The sequence below is a fragment of the uncultured Kordia sp. genome, assembly GCF_947496985.1.
Taxonomy (GTDB): domain Bacteria; phylum Bacteroidota; class Bacteroidia; order Flavobacteriales; family Flavobacteriaceae; genus Kordia.
Map to the genome: position 1 here is coordinate 208,904 of NZ_CANMEZ010000002.1, position 19,267 is coordinate 228,170.

At 32.4% G+C, this 19,267-nt stretch carries 20 protein-coding genes; 7 read left to right on the forward strand and 13 right to left on the reverse strand.

Annotated features, from left to right (window positions below; genetic code table 11):
* Positions 1–75: 75 nt before the first annotated feature.
* The 8 genes from Q0828_RS05860 to rsgA form a co-directional block, all read right to left on the reverse strand.
* Entirely contained in the window at positions 76–996 is a 921-nt protein-coding gene (locus Q0828_RS05860) for a hypothetical protein (protein WP_298418512.1), read from the reverse strand.
* A gap of 249 nt (positions 997–1,245) precedes the next feature.
* Positions 1,246–2,301 carry a tRNA preQ1(34) S-adenosylmethionine ribosyltransferase-isomerase QueA gene (queA, locus tag Q0828_RS05865; RefSeq protein ID WP_298418514.1) on the reverse strand — a complete coding sequence of 352 codons (1,056 nt, stop codon included), beginning with the start codon at positions 2,299–2,301 and terminating at the stop codon, positions 1,246–1,248.
* A 78-nt stretch (positions 2,302–2,379) separates the two neighbouring features.
* Positions 2,380–3,609: a 3-phosphoshikimate 1-carboxyvinyltransferase gene (locus Q0828_RS05870; RefSeq protein ID WP_298418516.1), complete on the reverse strand. Its 1,230-nt coding sequence runs from the start codon at positions 3,607–3,609 to the stop codon at positions 2,380–2,382.
* A 269-nt stretch (positions 3,610–3,878) separates the two neighbouring features.
* Complete coding sequence (locus Q0828_RS05875) at positions 3,879–4,205, reverse strand: nucleotide pyrophosphohydrolase (protein WP_298418518.1); 327 nt, start codon at positions 4,203–4,205, stop codon at positions 3,879–3,881.
* A gap of 125 nt (positions 4,206–4,330) precedes the next feature.
* A complete protein-coding gene (locus Q0828_RS05880) occupies positions 4,331–6,346 on the reverse strand; it encodes a DUF3857 domain-containing protein (RefSeq protein WP_298418520.1) in 2,016 nt (671 codons plus the stop codon).
* Positions 6,347–6,385: 39 nt separating this feature from the next.
* Entirely contained in the window at positions 6,386–8,293 is a 1,908-nt protein-coding gene (locus Q0828_RS05885) for a DUF3857 domain-containing protein (RefSeq protein WP_298418522.1), read from the reverse strand.
* A 110-nt stretch (positions 8,294–8,403) separates the two neighbouring features.
* The gene (gene dtd, locus Q0828_RS05890; RefSeq protein ID WP_298418523.1) at positions 8,404–8,856 is read right to left on the reverse strand and encodes a D-aminoacyl-tRNA deacylase; all 453 of its coding nucleotides are present in this window, start codon (positions 8,854–8,856) and stop codon (positions 8,404–8,406) included.
* Between the two features lies 1 nt (position 8,857).
* Entirely contained in the window at positions 8,858–9,811 is a 954-nt protein-coding gene (rsgA, locus tag Q0828_RS05895) for a ribosome small subunit-dependent GTPase A (protein ID WP_298418525.1), read from the reverse strand.
* Positions 9,812–9,962: 151 nt separating this feature from the next.
* Here rsgA and Q0828_RS05900 point away from each other — a divergent pair, with 151 nt between their 5' ends.
* Positions 9,963–10,097, forward strand: a complete 135-nt coding sequence (locus Q0828_RS05900; RefSeq protein WP_298418527.1) for a hypothetical protein — start codon at positions 9,963–9,965, stop codon at positions 10,095–10,097.
* Between the two features lie 125 nt (positions 10,098–10,222).
* Here the strand turns inward: Q0828_RS05900 and Q0828_RS05905 are convergent, their stop codons facing one another.
* On the reverse strand, positions 10,223–11,869 hold the full coding sequence (locus Q0828_RS05905) for a hypothetical protein (RefSeq protein ID WP_298418528.1): 1,647 nt from the start codon (positions 11,867–11,869) through the stop codon (positions 10,223–10,225).
* Positions 11,870–12,105: 236 nt separating this feature from the next.
* Between Q0828_RS05905 and Q0828_RS05910 the strand changes: the two genes are divergently transcribed.
* From Q0828_RS05910 to Q0828_RS05935, 6 genes are all read left to right on the forward strand, one after another.
* Positions 12,106–12,690, forward strand: coding sequence for a hypothetical protein (locus Q0828_RS05910; RefSeq protein WP_298418529.1), 585 nt, complete (start codon positions 12,106–12,108; stop codon positions 12,688–12,690).
* A gap of 183 nt (positions 12,691–12,873) precedes the next feature.
* Entirely contained in the window at positions 12,874–13,068 is a 195-nt protein-coding gene (locus Q0828_RS05915; protein WP_298418531.1) for a hypothetical protein, read from the forward strand.
* Positions 13,069–13,110: 42 nt separating this feature from the next.
* Positions 13,111–13,356, forward strand: a complete 246-nt coding sequence (locus Q0828_RS05920) for a hypothetical protein (RefSeq protein ID WP_298418532.1) — start codon at positions 13,111–13,113, stop codon at positions 13,354–13,356.
* Between the two features lie 24 nt (positions 13,357–13,380).
* Positions 13,381–13,623, forward strand: a complete 243-nt coding sequence (locus tag Q0828_RS05925; RefSeq protein ID WP_298418535.1) for a hypothetical protein — start codon at positions 13,381–13,383, stop codon at positions 13,621–13,623.
* Positions 13,624–13,805: 182 nt separating this feature from the next.
* Positions 13,806–14,024 (forward strand): hypothetical protein, encoded by a 219-nt coding sequence (locus Q0828_RS05930; protein WP_298418537.1) that lies wholly within the window; start codon positions 13,806–13,808, stop codon positions 14,022–14,024.
* Between the two features lie 453 nt (positions 14,025–14,477).
* Positions 14,478–14,747 carry a class I lanthipeptide gene (locus Q0828_RS05935; protein ID WP_298418538.1) on the forward strand — a complete coding sequence of 90 codons (270 nt, stop codon included), beginning with the start codon at positions 14,478–14,480 and terminating at the stop codon, positions 14,745–14,747.
* Between the two features lie 98 nt (positions 14,748–14,845).
* Here Q0828_RS05935 and Q0828_RS05940 read toward each other — a convergent pair whose 3' ends face one another.
* The 4 genes from Q0828_RS05940 to Q0828_RS05955 form a co-directional block, all read right to left on the reverse strand.
* Complete coding sequence (locus Q0828_RS05940; RefSeq protein ID WP_298418539.1) at positions 14,846–15,928, reverse strand: bifunctional 3-deoxy-7-phosphoheptulonate synthase/chorismate mutase type II; 1,083 nt, start codon at positions 15,926–15,928, stop codon at positions 14,846–14,848.
* 286 nt (positions 15,929–16,214) lie between these two features.
* On the reverse strand, positions 16,215–17,063 hold the full coding sequence (locus tag Q0828_RS05945) for a prephenate dehydrogenase (RefSeq protein ID WP_298418541.1): 849 nt from the start codon (positions 17,061–17,063) through the stop codon (positions 16,215–16,217).
* Positions 17,060–18,214: an aminotransferase class I/II-fold pyridoxal phosphate-dependent enzyme gene (locus Q0828_RS05950; RefSeq protein ID WP_298418542.1), complete on the reverse strand. Its 1,155-nt coding sequence runs from the start codon at positions 18,212–18,214 to the stop codon at positions 17,060–17,062. Before Q0828_RS05950 ends, Q0828_RS05945 begins: the two co-directional genes overlap by 4 nt.
* Positions 18,214–19,041, reverse strand: a complete 828-nt coding sequence (locus tag Q0828_RS05955; RefSeq protein WP_298418543.1) for a prephenate dehydratase — start codon at positions 19,039–19,041, stop codon at positions 18,214–18,216. Before Q0828_RS05955 ends, Q0828_RS05950 begins: the two co-directional genes overlap by 1 nt.
* Positions 19,042–19,267 lie beyond the last annotated feature (226 nt).

Consider the following 19,267-nt stretch of genomic DNA (forward strand, 5'->3'; position numbering starts at 1 on the left):
TTCCGCTCCCGCAATGCCAATAATTATTTTATAGGAACGATTGATTGCATTTAATCGAACTTGTCGCGTATGATCTTATGTTTTCCCTTTCCATTTACGATCCCATTTATAGTCAGCTTCACAAGTAATACAACTATTTAGGTTTGGTGGCAATTGTTCATTTGTCAAACCTACTTGATAGGCATACAGACTAAAGTTTTGCTTTTTATTTTTTGGAATGACTTTGATAAACATTTCTGAATATTTCGGTATAACTGTAGTATACAAAACATGTTTCCCCGAAAACTTTCGATTTTGAGTTGCAGGAAAACAAGCAACACTACTATTTGCCGCCCAGGATAAATCATTCATTAAACCTCCTGTTTTAAGATTTCCGCTAGTTGTCGTAATTTCACCTTTTGTCTCTATATTCACGGCTTGAATTTCAGTTGTTATTTTAGACACTTCTCCTCCACCATTTAGTTTTATTTCTATAGTAAAATCACCTTCTGTTAAACCTTCAGCACCCACAACACCAATAACTATTTTATATGAACGATTGATCGCATTTAATCGAACTTTTCGTGTGTGATCTTGTGTTTTACCTTTCCATGTACGATCCCATTTGTAGTCAGCTTCACAAGTAATACAGCTACTTAGATTTGGCGGTAATTGTTCATTAGTCAAACCTACTTGATAGGCGTACAGACTAAAGTTTTGCTTTTTATTTTTTGGAATGACTTTGATAAACATTTCTGAACGTTTCGGTATCATTGTTGAATACAAAACGTGATTTCCAGAGAATTTTTGGTTTTGAGTTGCGGGAAAACATGCAATACTACTATTTGCCGCCCAGGATAAATCTGAAATTTGTTCTCCATCAGATAAATTCCCCAAGTAATAAACTGTACTGTTTGCTTTGACTTTTAGTACAGGAATTTGTTTATTTCCATTTTGCGCAAACGCATTATTCGTAATTAATAGACAAAAGAATACATATAGAATACTTGTTTTCATGACGTAACAGTTATGGTTATTTTTCATGAATTTACACAACGTTTTGTTTTATAACGATTTGCAGACTCAAAGTATTAAAATTAGCAAAAAACAACCTTACTAAAAGGTTACATGTATTTTTGGTTGGTAATTATGTACAGATAACCAATTACATACATTTTGCCTTCTTAAAAGATTCTGTTACGTTTCTAAAAAAGCAAAATCCTGCCAAAGACAGGATTTTGAATATATAATATATGTGTTCTCTTTTTATAGAATCAACATTGCATCTCCGTAAGAATAGAATTGGTATCCTTCTTTGATTGCTTCTTCATAAGCTTTCAGTATAAAGTCATGACCTGCAAATGCCGAAACCATCATTAATAATGTTGATTTTGGTGTATGAAAGTTTGTAATCATACAGTTTGCAATACTGAATTCGTATGGAGGAAAGATAAATTTGTTTGTCCAACCTTCATATTCGTTTAGTGTTCTTTCAGAAGAAACTGAACTTTCTAAAGCACGCATTACTGTTGTACCAACTGCACAAACTTTTCTTTTATTTTTCTTAGCATTGTTTACCGTTTCTACAGCTGGAGATTCGATTTTTAATTCTTCCGAATCCATTTTATGCTTTGATAAATCTTCTACTTCTACAGGGTTGAATGTTCCTAAACCTACGTGTAATGTAATTTCAGAGAAATCAATTCCTTTGATTTCTAAACGCTTTAATAAATGCTTTGAGAAGTGCAAACCTGCAGTCGGTGCAGCTACAGCTCCTTCTTCTTTTGCATATATTGTTTGGTAGCGCTCTTCATCTTCTGGTTCTACTTCTCTTTTAATGTATTTTGGAAGTGGTGTTTGTCCAAGCTCACCTAGTTTCGTTCGGAATTCTTCATACGAACCATCATATAAGAAACGTAATGTACGCCCTCTTGATGTTGTATTATCAATAACCTCAGCAACTAAGCTTTCATCTTCTCCGAAGTATAGTTTGTTTCCGATTCTGATTTTACGTGCAGGATCTACTAAAACATCCCACAAACGTTGATCTTCATTTAATTCTCTTAATAAAAAGACTTCAATTCTTGCACCTGTTTTTTCTTTGTTTCCAAATAATCTTGCAGGAAATACTTTCGTATTGTTTAATACCATTACATCATCTTCTTCAAAGTAGTCTACTAAGTCTTTGAATTTTTTGTGCTCTATGGTTTGTTTTTCACGATTCAACACCATTAAACGTGCTTCATCTCTGTGCTCAGAAGGGTATTCAGCTAATAAATCTTCAGGAAGATCAAAATTGAAATGCGATAGCTTTTTTGCCATAAGTCTTTTAAGTTATTTTTTAAGAACCGCAAATATACAATCTCAAAATAGGCGTTGTCAAGTATTTAGAGAGTTTTTTTATATTTCTTTTACGACTAGACCAATCTTTTCCAAATCTTTCCAAAAATCTGGGAATGATTTCGATACTACATCCGCCTTTTCAATTTGTAACGGAACACGTAATCCTAGTGGTGCAAACGCCATTGCCATGCGATGATCTTTGTAGGTTTCTATGGAAATGTTTTCGTTAATTGCTGAAGTTTCGTGTAAGTATAATGATTCTTCTGTGATGTCAACAGTAGCTCCTAATTTTTCAAGTTCTACTTTTAATGCGACTAAACGATCTGTTTCTTTGATTTTTAACGTGTGTAGTCCAATCATTTCACAAGATAGTTTCAGCCCAAATGCCGTTACTGCAATTGTTTGCGCAATATCTGGTGCATTTTTCAAATCGAGCTTGATGGTTTTCTGAGTAGCTTCTTGCTTTTTCGTCAATGTTATTGTATGCTTTCCAAATGTAGTTTCTACACCAAATTTAGTATAGATTTCAGCCAAACAAGAATCACCTTGTAAACTATTTTGCTTGTACGATGAAAGTTCTATGGTTGTTCCGATTTTGCTTAGCGCGATTAAACTATAAAAATACGAAGCTGAACTCCAATCAGATTCTACCGTAAACTTTTTTGCTTCTTGCGTTGCTTCAAATTGCGCAACTTTGATTGTGTTTCCGTCAAAATTTGTACTTACACCTAATTCATCTAATAAAGAAAGTGTCATTTTTATATACGGAACCGATGTAATTTTTCCATCTAGCGTAAGTGTTAAACCATTTTCTAAGGTTGGCGCAATTAATAGTAATGCAGAAATATACTGACTACTCACATTAGCTGCCAAGGTTACTTCACTTGCCTGTAATTTTTGACCTTTTATTTGCAAAGGAGGATAACCTTCGTTGTTTGTATATTGAATATCTGCTCCCAATTGTCGCAATGCATCTACAAGTATTTTTATTGGTCGTTCTTGCATACGCGAAGAACCTGTCAATGTAATTTCCTCACCATTTTGTGTTGCATAATACGCTGTAAGAAAACGCATTGCCGTTCCTGCATGATGGATATCTTTTATCCTATCGGGCGATTTCAATGCTTTTTGCATTAAGGTTGCATCATCCGAGTTTGAAATATTTGCAATGGAAATGTTTGAATATAAAGCCTGCAATAGTAACAATCGGTTCGACTCACTTTTGGAACCTGTTATTGCTAGGTTAGATTGTTTGTGAAGTGATGATTTTTGAAGCTTTATGTTCATAGTAATTATTTAAAAGGTAATTTTTGTTTGATAATCTAAAAGACAACAGTTTAATTATTGAAAAAATGATTTTTGATTTTCTTTGCATGCCAAAGAAAACGAAACAAAAGAAAAAGCACTTTTCTGGCAGGTATTTTTAGTTTTCTCTAACGGAAAACTAAAACCGAAAAATTTTTTCTAAATTTCCTCCAAGACTTCGAAAATTTTTAACGTAAAATCTTTTCTATACTTCAGAAAAGGAAACTTTCAAAACTACCTTTTGCCCTAATTTATTTTAATTTTTCATTGTTGTGATGACGATCGTGATCACGTTTGGTTTTTTTGTCCATTTTTTTATCAAATGCTTCTTGCAAGTTGATTCCTGTTTGATTTGCTAAACATAAGACCACAAATACTACATCTGCTAATTCTTCTCCTAAGTCTTTGTCTTTGTCACTTTCCTTTTCACTTTGTTCTCCATAACGACGTGCAATGATACGTGCTACTTCCCCAACTTCTTCTGTCAGCTGTGCCATATTTGTAAGTTCATTAAAGTAACGAACACCGTGTTCTTTAATCCATGTATCGACTTGAAGTTGTGCTTCTTTGATATTCATAAGGGTTATTTTTTAATAAAAAAAGTGACTTTATAAACGTGTTATAAAGTCACCTGTAAAAATATAGCTTTTCAATGAATTATTTCATGCGAACGAGCAGAAACCTTTTCACTTTTTTTCCTTGTTTATATTTTTTTCAATACTACTTTTTCTTGTTCTTTTTCCACAAGTATTCTGTAAAGTTCTCTTAATGCACTGTATTTATCAGGTGGAATTACTGCTGAGTTTATTTCTTTTAATACAACGACACTTATTCCAGTAGGCGTTTTTGTTATTTTGAAAGAATACGAACCTAAGTTGTCTGGCAAGCGGATTGTTGTCATTTTTGGTAATGATTCTATTTCATATCCTTCAGGTATGTTTATATTCATCATTACTTTCCGTTTCCAAGGATATCCAAAGTCAACTGGATATACTCTTTCTTCACTTTTGAATGGATTTTCTGTTGTTGCTAGGTATAATAATGGTGAAAAGTAGAGTTTGTCTCCAATTATTTCGGCTTGTGCTTCTTTTGAAAACGCGTACGATTCTAATATTGGTTTACCCATCTTGAGCACATTTTTCACGGTATATTCTTCTATTTCTATATCGCCAATTGCGTTTTCTAGTTTCTCTAAGTAATCTTCTTTTTCAACACGTGCATATGCGTTTCTGAATGCTAATGCATTGTGAGATGTAAATTGTGTACGCTGTTTTCCTTCAACATCTCCGGTATTATTTAGAGTGATGTTCATGGTTGTTGTTTCTAAGGCGCTTTTTTTAGGCATTAAGCTAATTTGCGTCCAACTTCCATCTTTACGAATTAGTCTTCCAATCCAGTTGAGCGCTCGCATTGGTAATATATTCGGCTCACCGTAGTAGTTTGTTGCATCTAATAGAATGACTGCATTTTCTATTTCTATTGCCGTAATAACATAGTTAAATCCATTTATTGTTGGAAACATATTTATTCCATGTCGTCTTGTACTTAGTAATACAGGATTTGCTTGTACACCAGCATATCGCAACATTGCTGTTAACATTAGATTCATGTCAGCTACATTCCCTGTTTTTTCTTTGTAAGCTTTTTTAACACCTATATCTGTATATTTACCATAGTTACCATTCCATTTTATCTTGTTTTGAACATAACTATAGATTTTAGCCGCACGTACCATCATATTTGATTCTCCTTCTATTAAAGCATCAATATCGTCTTTAAAATAGGAACTCTTTCCTAGCTGTTCCCCAAAGTTTTCACTTCTATAGATTGTACGCACAATGTCATCCCAAGTACGTGTATTGTATTGTACAGGTTCATTTGGCATTGCTACTTGGATCAATTCAAATTTCACAGCACTGCGATAATTGTTAATATTACTTACATATTTCTCTTCTTTTAAAGCAGGCACATTTTCTAAAGCATACTCTATTTTGTTATATTCAACATCTAATTTATCTTCATGAAATGTTGTTTTTGTGCTACTAAATCCTCCATTATTTGATCTCGTTTTTGAACGAAATATGATTTGTTTGGTCAACGCAGATTCTTCAGGCTTTATCATGTAATATCCCTTATAATGTTTTTTGAAGGTATAATATTGAGGTGTTTCAAAGGTTACTTCAATTTTATTTAGTGGAATATTGTATTGAAACAGGTATTCATTAATATCTGAAACAAAAGGCGATGTAAACTTGTATTCATATTCAACAACACTACCTTCTTTAATGTTTGGCATGGTTATTTTTTCTAGATCAATATTTTCAGAAACATGTTCTTTGAAAATTCCATCACTTCGTAGTTTCGTTTTTTCTACTTTTCCATCTACCACATTATATGTATATCCTTTTAGATCACTTATTTTTTCTCTTGTACTATTTCGTCTGTATAAACGCATTTCATGATTTGCCCAATTGAAACCATCTTTGTTGTATATTTTTATACGTCTGTGTACTGTTGTTTCTACTTGAAATCCTTTTCGTTGAATGTATCGGATTTCTGTTCGGATTTTATTGTAAAGCATTGCTGCGTTTGCGTCAGCTTCTAATGGGTGTTTTGATTCTTCTAGTTCGGCTATAGATACTTTACCAAATTTGAAGTTTTGTGCTGTTACGAACGTAATGTTTAGCAATGCAAATACGATTAGAATGTATGTTTTCATTTATATGTAAGATGTAATGAGTATTGTTGTGAGAGAGTATTATTTTTTGACTAAAACTACTTTTGAGTTGTCAAATTTTACGATTTTCTTGATGAATTTTCGATAGTTATTATATTCTTCTTTTGGATATTCTCCATCCGATATTTTGATAGATCGTTTATATACTAAGGTTTGATCATCTTTTTGTGTAACACTGAATGAATATGCTCCAAATTTATCTTCTAAAACTATGCTATTAGGAAGTGCCTCAATTTTGTAATCGCTTGGCAACTTAATTTCATAACTATCTACATCATAGAAACCTCTTGAGATTTTGAGAGGAAATTTTCGATTTCGATACCGATCAGGAATGCTATTGTATTTGTTTAATGCGTTTGGCGCGAATAAGATTCTATCTCCTGTTTTTACTGCGTATCCTTCAGCTTTGAATTTTACTTTTTCTGTAAATACGATGTTTTCTTTATCATTTTCATGAATGATTTCGTCAATGGAAATGTTATTGATGTTTCGCCAATATTTTTTGTAGTGTTTGTCTTTGTCTGATTCAGATCTATCTTCTAAGTAATAACGATTACTATACTGAATTCCTTCTGTAGTAACAGTTACATTTACATCAAGACCTCCATCATTAGTTAACGTATACGAACCTGTAGTTTTTTGAAAATTTTCATCAGTTTCGTATTTTTTGGTACGTTTTATTTTTCCACCTTCAGGAGTAATCAACAATACGTTTCTGTTATCTGTAAAGTCACCTATGTAACCAAAAGGCATTTTCTGACTTGTACATTCTAACCAAATATCACCACCTTTATTTGGAATATTTAAGATGACATGATTTCCTTGTCCAAGCGAAGCAAAATCACTGTATAAGTCTACAATTTCGTCTCCTGCATGTACAACTGTATAATATGATTCTACACCTGCAATTTTTAGCAACGCCATCATGTAGTTTGATAATCCTTTACAATCGCCATAACTAACTTTATCTACTTCATCCGCTGGAATTGGTTGATAACCGCCAATACCTACTTGCACACTAATGTAGCGTGTTTTGTTTTGCATGAATTCATAGATTATTTTTGCTTTTTCTTTATCAGAAGTAGCATTTGCTATTAAATTCAGAATTTCATTTTTTGTTGCCTCATCAACTCTTGAACGTCCTTGAATTAAGTTTTTATACGTCCAGATTCCGAAATCGTTCCAATCATTTACTTCTGCTTTTATTCCTTCATAACTGAATTTGTTAAGTGCTAAATACGCTCTTGGTTTTAATGCTGTTTCTGAAGGACTGTACGATTCCGATTTGATTCCTGCAATGTTTTCTATCACGTATGTTAGTTTTCCAGGAGCATCATTCATTACAACGTCAAACTTTTCCAAGTTGAGCTCTTTTTTATGTACTGTATACGATTGTGGATAATGTAAAGTATAAGTGCTTTTTTCTACTCCAAGATAGTATTCTACAGGGCTAAAAACTGGTAAGTGCGCTGTATTTTTTGTTTGTATTGTACTTGTAAATACCGCTGTAAAAGGATATGCAACTGGTGTGTAATCTAAATATTTTACACGAGAGTCTGAGTATAGCGTTGAACCTTCAACAGCACTTACATCTTTGAAATCACGTTCGCGAATTTTCTTGATTTGCTTTCCAAATTTGTCATAAATTTTCACCTCAGCTTTTTTTACTTTGATATCATCATCGTACCAAACGACAGCTCTGATTTTGTGCAAGCCGTTTTCGTTTAAAACAGTGACAATTCGTTTTCTAGACGTTTCTAAATCGTTGATTGCTTTCACATCAACATTCATTTCATCTAATCGTACAACAGCATTTGCGTTTTTTGTAAGTTCTTGTGGAAGCGTTAGATAAGTTGTGAGATTATCTTGTGAGAATACAAGATTGCTGTTCAGTAATAAAATAATTACATACAATAATTTTGTGCGCATACATATATGTTTTCTGTAAAAAATCTAGGGAATGACTACACGAATATAGTAAAAGATATTAATTCACCTACAAATTAATTGATAAGCGTTAAAAAAAGTTATAAACGTTGCTATTCTTTGTTTTTTGTATCAATACTAATGGTTACGGGACCGTCATTTAATAGTCGAACTTTCATGTCAGCTCCAAAGATTCCTGTTTGTACTTTTATGTGTATGTCTTTTTCTAATTGTGTTACAAACGCTTCGTACAAAGGAATAGCAATATCAGGTTTTGCCGCTTTAATATAACTTGGGCGATTTCCTTTTTTTGTACTAGCATGCAATGTAAACTGACTTACAACAATGACTTCTCCTTTGATGTCTATTAAAGAGGTATTCATTACACCATTTTCATCACCAAAGATGCGAAGTTTGGATATTTTAGCAGATAACCAAGTAATGTCTTCATGTGTATCTTCGGGTTCTATCCCTAGAAGAATTAAGAGTCCATGACCAATATTCGCTACTTTTTTTTCTTCAACGGTAACACTTGCTTCTGAAACTCTTTGAATTACAGCTCTCATTTTATTGTTCTTTGAATTCGTCTACGCGATAGTTGTTTTCATCACCTTCTATGATTTGCAAATAACTTTTATAACGTGACCAAGCAATTTCGCCTTCGTCTACAGCATCTTTTATAGCACATTTTGGTTCTTCTATGTGAATGCAGTCATTGAATTTACATTCATTCTTTAATGCTAAAAATTCTGGAAAATAATCGCCGATTTCTTCTTTTTCCATATCTACAATTCCAAAACCTTTGATTCCTGGCGTATCAATTATTTTTGCACCAAATTCTAAATCGAACATTTCAGCAAACGTAGTTGTATGCTGTCCTTGCTTGTGTTGCTCAGAGATTTCTTTGGTTTTTAGATTTAATTCAGGTGCAATTGCATTAACCAAAGTAGATTTTCCAACACCAGAATGTCCTGCAAACATACTTACCGTATCTTTCATTCGTTCTTTGATGGCTTCAACGTTTTGTTTCTCTTTCGCTGAGATTTCAATACATTCATATCCGATACTTTCGTAGATATCTTTGAGATATAATACTTCTGCTCTACGTTCAATTTCTGTGTATGAATCAATTTTATTGAATGTTAACACACATGGAATCGAATATGCTTCAGCTGTTACGAGAAAACGATCTATGAAACTTGGAAATGTTGGAGGATTGTCAACTGTAATTAATAAAAATACCTGATCAATATTGGAAGCAATGATATGTGTTTGCTTGGAAAGGTTTACAGATTTTCGAATGATGTAGTTTTTCCGATCAAAAATTTCATCAATGATTCCTGTTTCTGTATTGTTTTTGGTTTCAAGCGTAAAGTTCACTTTATCTCCAACCGCAATAGGATTGGTGCTTTTGATTCCTTTGAGTCTGAATTTACCTTTTATTCTACACTCATATTCTTTTCCTTCTTTGGTTTTTACCAAATACCAACTTCCCGTAGATTTATAAACAGTTCCTATCATTGGGACAAAGATCAAGATTATTCTTAAAAAAACAAAGGGTTATCATACAGGTTTTCAACACTATTATAATAATGTTAAGTACGGAGTTCCTGTAATTGTCTCCTTGTTTAATATATGTATATTGTTGTGTTAACCATAAAAAAATATTCTTATGTTAGAAAACATTTTAAAATTAAAAGGAGTAAACGCACTAACAAAAATAAAACAAAATCAAATTGTTGGTCAGTTTAGTAGCCGTAGCAGTCCTTTATGTCAAGATGGAAGCTGTAACAGCAAGACAAACTAACTAAAAAACAGCCTATCTTTTTGGGACACTTTGTTAATAGTTGAAGTTAGAAAATTATTGATATTCAACAAAAAAGCCATCTCAATTATGAATTTGAGATGGCTTTTTCTATTTTTTAGTTTGAATTACTTTTTAATTTGCATTCTTCCTAATTTGTCTTTTGATTTTCTAGACGCATAAATGATATAATCATTTGGTCCTTTTCTATAGTAAACTCCTGGTCTGATAACTAGTTGATTTTTTTGAACTTCTTCTGGATCTATTCGTGTAATTTTTCCTTGATCATCAAAAACAAACGCAGTTGGAATTGCTTTGTTGTAGTTTCCTAACTTTCTAATTTCTTCAATATCCGTTACACCAATATTCTTTTTGTTATCATTAAAAACAACCGTTAATTGTCCATCTTCATAAATAGGAATTGCACTTAAATATTCTGGACCTCTACCTGCAACAGCAATTGGAATTGAGATTCCAACTCCTACTGAAAAATTATTTCCGCCAGCAAAACCAAAAATTCCTAATGAAAATACTGAGAAACCTGCCTTTTGCTTTTTAGGAATTACATTTGTCCATGCAATGCTTCCGTCTTGATTTAGCGATGTAACAATTATTTCATTGTTAATATATACTATTGGCTGTACAGCTAAGGGGCCAATTCCTTGACTTCTTCCTACGATGATTTCTTGATATTCCGATAGTAAAAACAATCCACCATCTTCTTTTTCAATAAGACTGTGTGTTTTGTATAATGGTTTTACATCTTTATCTTTTTTGGCTCTACGCTCTCCTATTAATTTTACTTTGGTTTCGTAATCGAATTTATTAAATTTTAAGTTCGTTACTTCATTCGTTTTCACATCAATAGTTCCTGCATAAATACCTCTTAGTTTTTTGTGTGCTTTTCCATTTTTTCGAACACCTGAATAAAACCCTACTAAATGCAATACATCTTTGTTAGTCGCCAATAATTCACAATTGATTACTTCTCTGTTTGTAAAATCGATTTTGATGATTTCTTTTGCATATCCATTTTCTTTTTTGAATGCATGCACTTCAAATTTTTCAATGTTTTTCTTCTTTTTACGATCTCTGTAACTTTCGTTTATCACAATAAAAATATCATCATAAACACTTACGTCGAAATCAGCAATATTGAATTCTAAATCTCTTCTATCTTCAAACGGAACTGTTTCCAAGTTTGTCATTTCCGCTTCAAGATTTTCATTGAATAATTTTACTTCATATTGTACTTCTTCTTTTTTATCAAAATAAGCTGCATGCATAATTAGTAAACGATCTCCTGTTGGTGATTCTTTAAAATAAAAAGCGCCTCTTTCTCTTTTCTTCGTTACTTTAGTATTGAATAATATCTGTCCTTTTTTAGAAAGTTTTCCATCTACAGATATTGGAAATCCTACTAAATGATTTTCTTTTGCTTTTCTATCATATAAACTTCCAAACGCATATATTTTATTACCAATAACAATAATATCTTCAAACGTAAGGTCTTTTCCTTTGTATTCTGAGAATTCAACTTGCTGCGTCCCTAGTACTTCCATTTTATCAGCGCTAAACATTTTTAGGAAATACTTCTTTTTTCCTTTACGCGCTAAAGTGTAAATTTTACCATTAAGTTCTCCTGCAATACGAACAATCTTTTCTTTATCTTCCTTAATTTCTTGTCCATAAGAAATACTAATAGGACCTAATTTTCCTTGTGCATTTAAGTTTAATACAAAAAGGAAAAGCAATACGCGTAAAATGTGTTTCATGTGTTTAATTATAATTTTAGGTTGTTGAATTTTAAATTATTTTTTGTGGGAGTTGGCAAATGTATAGATAATTATAAGCTATCAAAAATAAACTTCACAAACGTAGTTAATTCTATATAAGCGTTGCTGTTAGGATATATCATTTTATTGCGTATTTATAAATCATCAATAGGTTTATTAACATCTCATTGAGTAGTTAAGTAGTTTTGAAATCAATTATTTAAAATAACATATTCATGAAAAAGAGTTTACGACTACTAATTTATTTTACTGCCATTATTTTGCTTTTACCTGCCTGTAAAAGTGATGATGACACTAGCACATCTCCTATTGATTCTGCTGGCAAACTAATTTTTGACGGAGTTGAATATGCTATTGCAAAAGCAGTTTCATATACGGAAGCAAGACCTTCAACTCAAGATTACTTTTTTGACATTACTTTTTTAACTGCGAATACAGAAATTGGAATTAATGAAGATTTTCGAGGAGATGGAACTGTTTTCTCTTTTTCCTTTATTAATGAAACTAATACTTTTTTAAGCAATGGAGAATATATGATCCCAACTTCTTCAACAGAAAATGTATTCGACATTTATTTTTGTGAGTTATTTATTGATTATGATTTTGCGCCTTCACTAGGAAGTTTTTCATATGATTTTAGTGCTCAAGTAGGTTATTATGATGTTACTCAAAATGCAACTGTTTTAATCAATAGAACTGAATCAACTTATGCGATTATTGGTTCAGGTGTTACAGATGATGGCCGTTCATTTTCTCTACAATACGCAGGAACTTTAGAAGTTGATCCTGATTCTGAATGAATTTCTAACCTCTAATATTTTTCTTTCTAAGAAGAGCGATTGTAACTATTCGCTCTTTTTTATTGCGTTTTTATGAACCATCAATCACATTCATTGATAGTTTATGAACCCTCAATAGTGTTTCTTTTTTCGATATAAATTTATTCCTTCTTTTGACTCATTATTAATTTAAAACTATACATGATGAAAAAGCAACATGCAAAAAATTTGAAATTAAATAAGAAGTCAATTGCTGATTTTAACTCTACTCAGCTAAAAGGTGGATTATCTGGTTGGTGTGGACCTTCTGAAGATGGACCTACACAACACAATCCTATGAACAGCTTATACAGATCAAGATGTATTAACTGTGAAGTAAGCATAGGAATACTTTGCTAAACTACAATCGAAAAATAGTAACATTACAAACTATAAAGTACTATGAAAAAAAGAAAACTGAAGAGTTTAATACTAAATAAAAGATCGATATCTAATTTGGATGCAATGTCTTTTAATGGAGGTAGAGAAGCTTCTATACATGAAACAAATTGTGATTATTGTCCTGTAAATCCAGCTCCTGATGAACCTAACGATCCTGTCGAACCTGATGGTCCAAGAATCAGTGTAAATAACTTTACCTGTACTACGTTACAAACTTTGAAAAGTAGACTTCTCTTATTATGCTAATTATAAACTTATAAATATTCTATTATGAAAAAACAAAATGCAAAAATTTTAAAACTTAACAAAAATTCAATCTCTAACTTAAATCAAAATACCATAAAAGGAGGCTTACTCTCTATTTATTGGTGTAAAACAAAAAGACCTTGTGATGACGACGGAGGCGGAACTGTAGGAAATCCAGGCGGTCCTGTTGGACCAGGACCAGGAGATGGAGGAGACACAACTCTTATAGATAATACTGGAATTGCATCAGGTTGTCCAATATGTTAATTGTTAACATAAATAATAATGCACGTTTTTAAATGAGCAATCAAAATTCTTTATAAATTATTGTACTTAAAAACGATTCTTTATTTTTCACTATTGACCATTGATGAATGGTCAATAGTGTTTCTTTTTTTGCAGTGAGATTCTTTCTTCTTTTGACGTTTATTAATCTTAAACTATTCATAATGAAAAAAAGAAATTTAAAAAATTTAAAACTGAACAAGATTACCATTTCTAATTTTAAACTAAAAGGAGGTGCTGAACAATCAGCACGTAGAACTAATTGTGATCTTTGCAATAGTAATCCACATTTTACTAATGGTTGTCCAAAAGGACCTAAAGTAAGTGTCAACGAATATACATGCACTACTATTGGCACACTATTTAGCAGATTGATTTGCTAATATTATAATGACTAGTCCTGAAAAACCGTTATAGTTTTTCTTGGATTAAAAAATAATTGAAACACAGATAAGATGGCTGTCTTATCTGTGTTTCAATTATTTTTTAATTAGAATACAAACTCTTAAACAGCTACTACTATTTTTTGATGCTGGATTATTTTAAAAATGAGCCATCTAAATTTTTCTATTCACTGAAACTTCCCTCCTAAAATCATCTTTCTACTACGCAACTATACATGAAAAATAAAATCTCCATAATTAGATTTACAACCTACCCAATAAAGTGTTTATTTCAAAATACTTAAGCATTATAAAAATCAAAGTTATCTCTAATTACAGCTACATTATTACTCACTTTTTTTGTTGATCATTCATGAATGGTCAATAGCGTTTCTTTTTTTGCAATGAGATTCTCTCTTCTTTTGGTGCTTATTAATTCAAAACTATTTTATAATGAAAAAAAGAAATTTAAAGAGTTTACAATTGAACAAGAAGTCAATTTCAAAATTGAATCACGATGCGATTAATGGTGGTGCTCTAGGATTTACTTCTGGATGCACAGACGGTTGTGGATCTGTTGGCGGTGCAACTATGTGGAATTGTACAAATGCAGATTGTACTGCGGATTGTGATACTTTTGTATGTGATACTAGAGAGTTGTGCACATATTGTCCTGGAGTTGTTGGTCCTCATCCAAATCCTAAAGGACCTGCAAGAGGGTAAGTAGTATTGTTTTGTTTATGAACCCATCTTGACTTTTAGTAAAAAAGCGAGCCAATTGGCTCGCTTTTGTCTTTTATAGAAAATGCAATGCATATTTTTTAGGCATTTACAATTTTCTTTTGATGATTAATTGATTCTTGATGAATTGCTTTGAAGATGCGCAATACAAATTCTTCACTTAATTGATTTTGTTCTCCTTCTAAAATCATTTTTCCTAAAATCTCATTCCAACGTCTTGTTTGTAAAATTGCTACGTTTTTATCCTTCTTTAAAGCACCTATTTTATCAGCAACTTTCATACGTTTCCCTAACATTTCAATAAGTTGATGATCAATAACATCAATTTGTGTACGGAATGTATTTAGTGCATTTCTATACTCTGCTTCTGTATCGGTTGCTTTTCTGATTTTTAAATCCTCCATCACTTCAACAAGTCTGGCAGGTGTAATCTGTTGTTTGGCATCACTCCAAGCATTGTCTGGGTCAAAATGTGTTTCTACCATTAATCCATCATAATTTAAATCTAATGCTGTTTGACAGATATCAAAAATAATATCTCTTCGTCCTGCAATATGTGATGGATCTAGAATTAATGGCAAATCTGGGAAACGATTTTGCAATTCAATCGGAATTTGCCATTCTGGATTGTTTCTGTAGCGCGTTTTTTCATAGGTTGAAAATCCTCGGTGAATTACTCCTAGTTTTTCAATATTTGCCGAATATAATCGTTCTACTGCTCCTAACCACAATGGTAAATCTGGATTTACAGGGTTTTTTATCAAAACAATTTTGTCTGTTCCGTTTAAAGCATCTGCGATTTCTTGTACAATAAATGGACTCACTGTTGATCGTGCGCCTATCCATAATATATCAATATCATGCTCTAATGCCAAACGAACGTGTGTTGCATTGGCAACTTCTGTTGCTGTAAGCATTCCTGTTTCTTCTTTTGCTTTTTGCAACCATTTTAGTCCAAGTGCTCCTACTCCTTCAAAGTTTCCTGGGCGCGTTCGTGGTTTCCAAATTCCTGCACGTAATACAGTTGCATCTGTATCTTTGAGCTGATGTGCTATTTTTAATACTTGATCTTCTGTTTCTGCACTACAAGGACCTGCAATTACTAATGGATGTTCTAATCCGAAAGCATTTAGCCAATTTCTAAGTTCTTTTTTATTTTCCATGATTATCTTTTATTACTATTTTGGTTCTTTACTTCGACTACGCTCAGTAGCCTTATTTTGATTACATCTCAACTCCAGTGAATGTAAACTCTTAGTTACTTTTTGTTGCATTAGGGATTGAGACGGCATACTTTTTTACTTTGATAGCTCATTACAAGGAGTTTGCGACGAAGTAATCTGTTTCTTTGTATTAGATTACCACAATTAATTCCAAATTTGTTTCGCAATGACGATATCTTAAAAAAGATATAGCCGAAAGCCCGCCCCTTGGGTAATGCCCTATTTATTATTCTATTCCGTTTAATATTTTTTTTATGTGATTTGCACTTTCCATCTCTTTATAAATACCTTCAAAATTATCTTTCAACATTAATTCTTTAAACTCCTCTAAGTTAGTGATATACTCTTGTAATGTTTCGATAACGTTGGCTTTGTTTTGCTCAAATATTGGTGTCCACATCGCTGGTGAACTTTTTGCCAAACGCACTGTGGAGGCAAATCCACTTCCTGCTAAGTCAAAGATATCACGTTCATTTTTTTCTTTTTCAATAACTGTCTTTCCTAACATAAATGAACTTATATGTGATAAATGCGATACATAGGCAATATGTTTATCGTGCGATTTTGAATCCATATATCGAATGCGCATTCCTAAGTTTTTGAATAATTCTAACGCTTTTTCTTGTAACGTGAATGCTGTTTTTTCTACTTCGCAAATGATGTTTGTTTTTCCTTTGAACAAATTTTTGATTGCAGCTTTTGGGCCCGAAAATTCAGTTCCTGCAATCGGATGTGCCGCTAAAAAATTTCTTCTTCTCGGATGATTTCCTATGCTTTCACAAATTTGTTCTTTCGTTGAACCTGCATCTATGACAAGTGTTTGGTCGTTTATTGTATTTAAAACTTCCTTGATGACTCCGATAGATACATGTACTGGAATTGTGACAATAACAATATCTGCATTTTCTACCTGTGAAAGTGTTGCTTTTTCATGAATAAGCTGTCTTTGCAGTGCTTCTTCTAAATGCGCATCGTTCGCATCAATTCCATAGATAGTTGCCTCGGGATATGTTGATTGAATATCCAAAGACATGCTTCCTCCTATGAGTCCAATTCCTATGATGTATACATTCATGATGCTATTATTCTGTTTATCACTTCTTTTATTTTTTCTTCCGAAACACATAATGAGAAACGAATATATCCTTCTCCTTGCGTTCCAAAAATGCTTCCTGGCGTAATAAATACGTCTTTTTCATAGAGCAATTTGTCTATGAATTCTGCTGAGCTTAGTGTATTATTTTCATGTAATTTTGCCCATACAAACATTCCTGATGTTTCAGTATCAAACGTACAATGCAACTTTGTCGCTAATTCCCAAATGAATTTACGTCGTTCTTTATAGATTTTATTCAAATCTGAAAACCAATCTTTGGAGCTCGCCAGTGCTTTTATAGCGCCTTTTTGAATTCCATAAAACATTCCAGAATCCATATTACTTTTCACTTTTAACACATGCTGAATATGTTCCGCTTTTCCCATTACCATTCCTGTACGCCAACCAGCCATGTTAAATGATTTACTTAAAGAGTTTAATTCTAAAGCTACTTCTTTGGCTCCATCAATTGATAAAATACTCAAAGGTTCATCGTTGAGAATAAAACTATACGGATTGTCATTTATGATTAATATCTGATGTTTTTTGGCAAATACAATTAAGTCTTTAAAGAAATTTTTAGTTGCTTTGGCACCTGTCGGCATATGCGGATAGTTTACCCACATAAGTTTTACTTTGCTTAAATCTTGCTGTTCAAGCACATCTAAATCTGGCAACCAATTGTTTGAAGCTTCTAAATCATAATATGTAGGAACAGCTCCTAACAGTTTTGTAACTGATGTGTATGTTGGGTAACTTGGATTTGCAATAAGTACTTCATCACCTTCATCTAAATACGCCATTGAAATATGCATGATACCTTCTTTGCTTCCCATGAGCGGTAACACTTCATCATTCGCGCTAAGCGTAACATCATAATTTTTCTGATAAAAATCAGCAATCGCATTTCGTAAAGCTGGGATTCCTTGATAGCTTTGGTATTTATGAGCAATTTCGTCGTGCAAACTTGCTTCTAAAGCTTCAACTACAACCATTGGTGGCTGTAAATCTGGGCTTCCTATTCCTAAATTTACGATTGGTTTTCCGTCAGCGATTAATCCGCGTACTTCTCTTAATTTTTTAGAAAAGTAGTATTCTTCTACAGTATGTATTCGTTTTGCAGGAATCATTAGTTACGTTGATTTTTGTAGGTTCCTAGTACTTTTAAACTTGTGGTCATTATTTCTAAAATAGAAATGGCTTTGGTGTAATTTTCATAACTTTCAAAAGTTACATCAACGAAAAAAGCATATTTCCAAGGTGTTTCTATAATGGGTAATGATTGTATTTTTGTAAGATTGAGTTTGCAATCGCTCATAACGTTTAATACCGTTGCTAAACTTCCTCTTTTATGGTCGAGTTCAAAACGAATAGACGCTTTGTCTATTTGGTCAATACCATTTGTTGGTTTTTCTTTTTGAAGAATCACAAAACGTGTAACATTTGTTTTTATGGTTTGAATTTCTGCCGAAAGAATATTCAATTCAAACAATTCTGCTGCCGTTTTTGTGGCAATAGCAGCAACTCCTTTTAGCTGTTTTTCTTGAATTTTTTGTGCTACAGCTGCCGTATCTACATCTTCAACCAATTTGATATGTGGATATTGCTTGAAGAATTCTTTACACTGTAATAATGCCATTGGATGCGAGCATACTTCGGTAATATCTTCTATAGTTTGGTTTGACAATGCCATTAAATGATGATGAATATTTAAGTAAAATTCACCGTTGATATGAATATTATTAGCATCAATCAATGCGTAATTTGGGATGATAGAACCTGCAATGGTATTTTCAAGTGCCATAATAGCGTACGCACTTTTTTCTTCCAATAAACTGTTTACTAACGCATCAAAAGACAAGCATTCATCTAACGGAACGTCGTTTCCAAAGTATGCTTCCGCAACTTTATGATGGTTAGAGCCTTGAACTCCTTGTATAGCGATTATATTATTCATATGCGCATATCTATTGTTTTTTACTAATCATATGATGTATTCATTTAACCATATTAGCAAGCATTCAAAATTTTTAAGTATGAATGGTTCATTCATTTTTGTCCAAAAAAAAAGTTCCGATTATCTCGGAACTTTCTTTTTATATATTGTGTTTATTTACATAAAACTATACAACAAGGAGTTCCTGCTTCTTTCCGTAGAAGAAGTAAAAATAACCTTGCCAAAA

Bases quoted from the DNA above. Each gene is read 5' to 3' on its own strand.
- Q0828_RS05915 (WP_298418531.1), top strand. From the start codon at position 12,874: ATGAAAAAGCAACATGCAAAAAATTTGAAATTAAATAAGAAGTCAATT.
- Q0828_RS05905 (WP_298418528.1), bottom strand. From the start codon at position 11,869: ATGAAACACATTTTACGCGTATTGCTTTTCCTTTTTGTATTAAACTTA.
- Q0828_RS05930 (WP_298418537.1), top strand. From the start codon at position 13,806: ATGAAAAAAAGAAATTTAAAAAATTTAAAACTGAACAAGATTACCATT.
- rsgA (WP_298418525.1), bottom strand. From the start codon at position 9,811: ATGATAGGAACTGTTTATAAATCTACGGGAAGTTGGTATTTGGTAAAA.
- Q0828_RS05955 (WP_298418543.1), bottom strand. From the start codon at position 19,041: ATGAATAATATAATCGCTATACAAGGAGTTCAAGGCTCTAACCATCAT.
- Q0828_RS05910 (WP_298418529.1), top strand. From the start codon at position 12,106: ATGAAAAAGAGTTTACGACTACTAATTTATTTTACTGCCATTATTTTG.
- Q0828_RS05870 (WP_298418516.1), bottom strand. From the start codon at position 3,609: ATGAACATAAAGCTTCAAAAATCATCACTTCACAAACAATCTAACCTA.
- Q0828_RS05875 (WP_298418518.1), bottom strand. From the start codon at position 4,205: ATGAATATCAAAGAAGCACAACTTCAAGTCGATACATGGATTAAAGAA.
- queA (WP_298418514.1), bottom strand. From the start codon at position 2,301: ATGGCAAAAAAGCTATCGCATTTCAATTTTGATCTTCCTGAAGATTTA.
- Q0828_RS05920 (WP_298418532.1), top strand. From the start codon at position 13,111: ATGAAAAAAAGAAAACTGAAGAGTTTAATACTAAATAAAAGATCGATA.
- Q0828_RS05880 (WP_298418520.1), bottom strand. From the start codon at position 6,346: ATGAAAACATACATTCTAATCGTATTTGCATTGCTAAACATTACGTTC.
- Q0828_RS05925 (WP_298418535.1), top strand. From the start codon at position 13,381: ATGAAAAAACAAAATGCAAAAATTTTAAAACTTAACAAAAATTCAATC.
- Q0828_RS05940 (WP_298418539.1), bottom strand. From the start codon at position 15,928: ATGGAAAATAAAAAAGAACTTAGAAATTGGCTAAATGCTTTCGGATTA.
- dtd (WP_298418523.1), bottom strand. From the start codon at position 8,856: ATGAGAGCTGTAATTCAAAGAGTTTCAGAAGCAAGTGTTACCGTTGAA.
- Q0828_RS05900 (WP_298418527.1), top strand. From the start codon at position 9,963: ATGTTAGAAAACATTTTAAAATTAAAAGGAGTAAACGCACTAACAAAA.
- Q0828_RS05860 (WP_298418512.1), bottom strand. From the start codon at position 996: ATGAAAACAAGTATTCTATATGTATTCTTTTGTCTATTAATTACGAAT.
- Q0828_RS05885 (WP_298418522.1), bottom strand. From the start codon at position 8,293: ATGCGCACAAAATTATTGTATGTAATTATTTTATTACTGAACAGCAAT.
- Q0828_RS05935 (WP_298418538.1), top strand. From the start codon at position 14,478: ATGAAAAAAAGAAATTTAAAGAGTTTACAATTGAACAAGAAGTCAATT.
- Q0828_RS05945 (WP_298418541.1), bottom strand. From the start codon at position 17,063: ATGAATGTATACATCATAGGAATTGGACTCATAGGAGGAAGCATGTCT.
- Q0828_RS05950 (WP_298418542.1), bottom strand. From the start codon at position 18,214: ATGATTCCTGCAAAACGAATACATACTGTAGAAGAATACTACTTTTCT.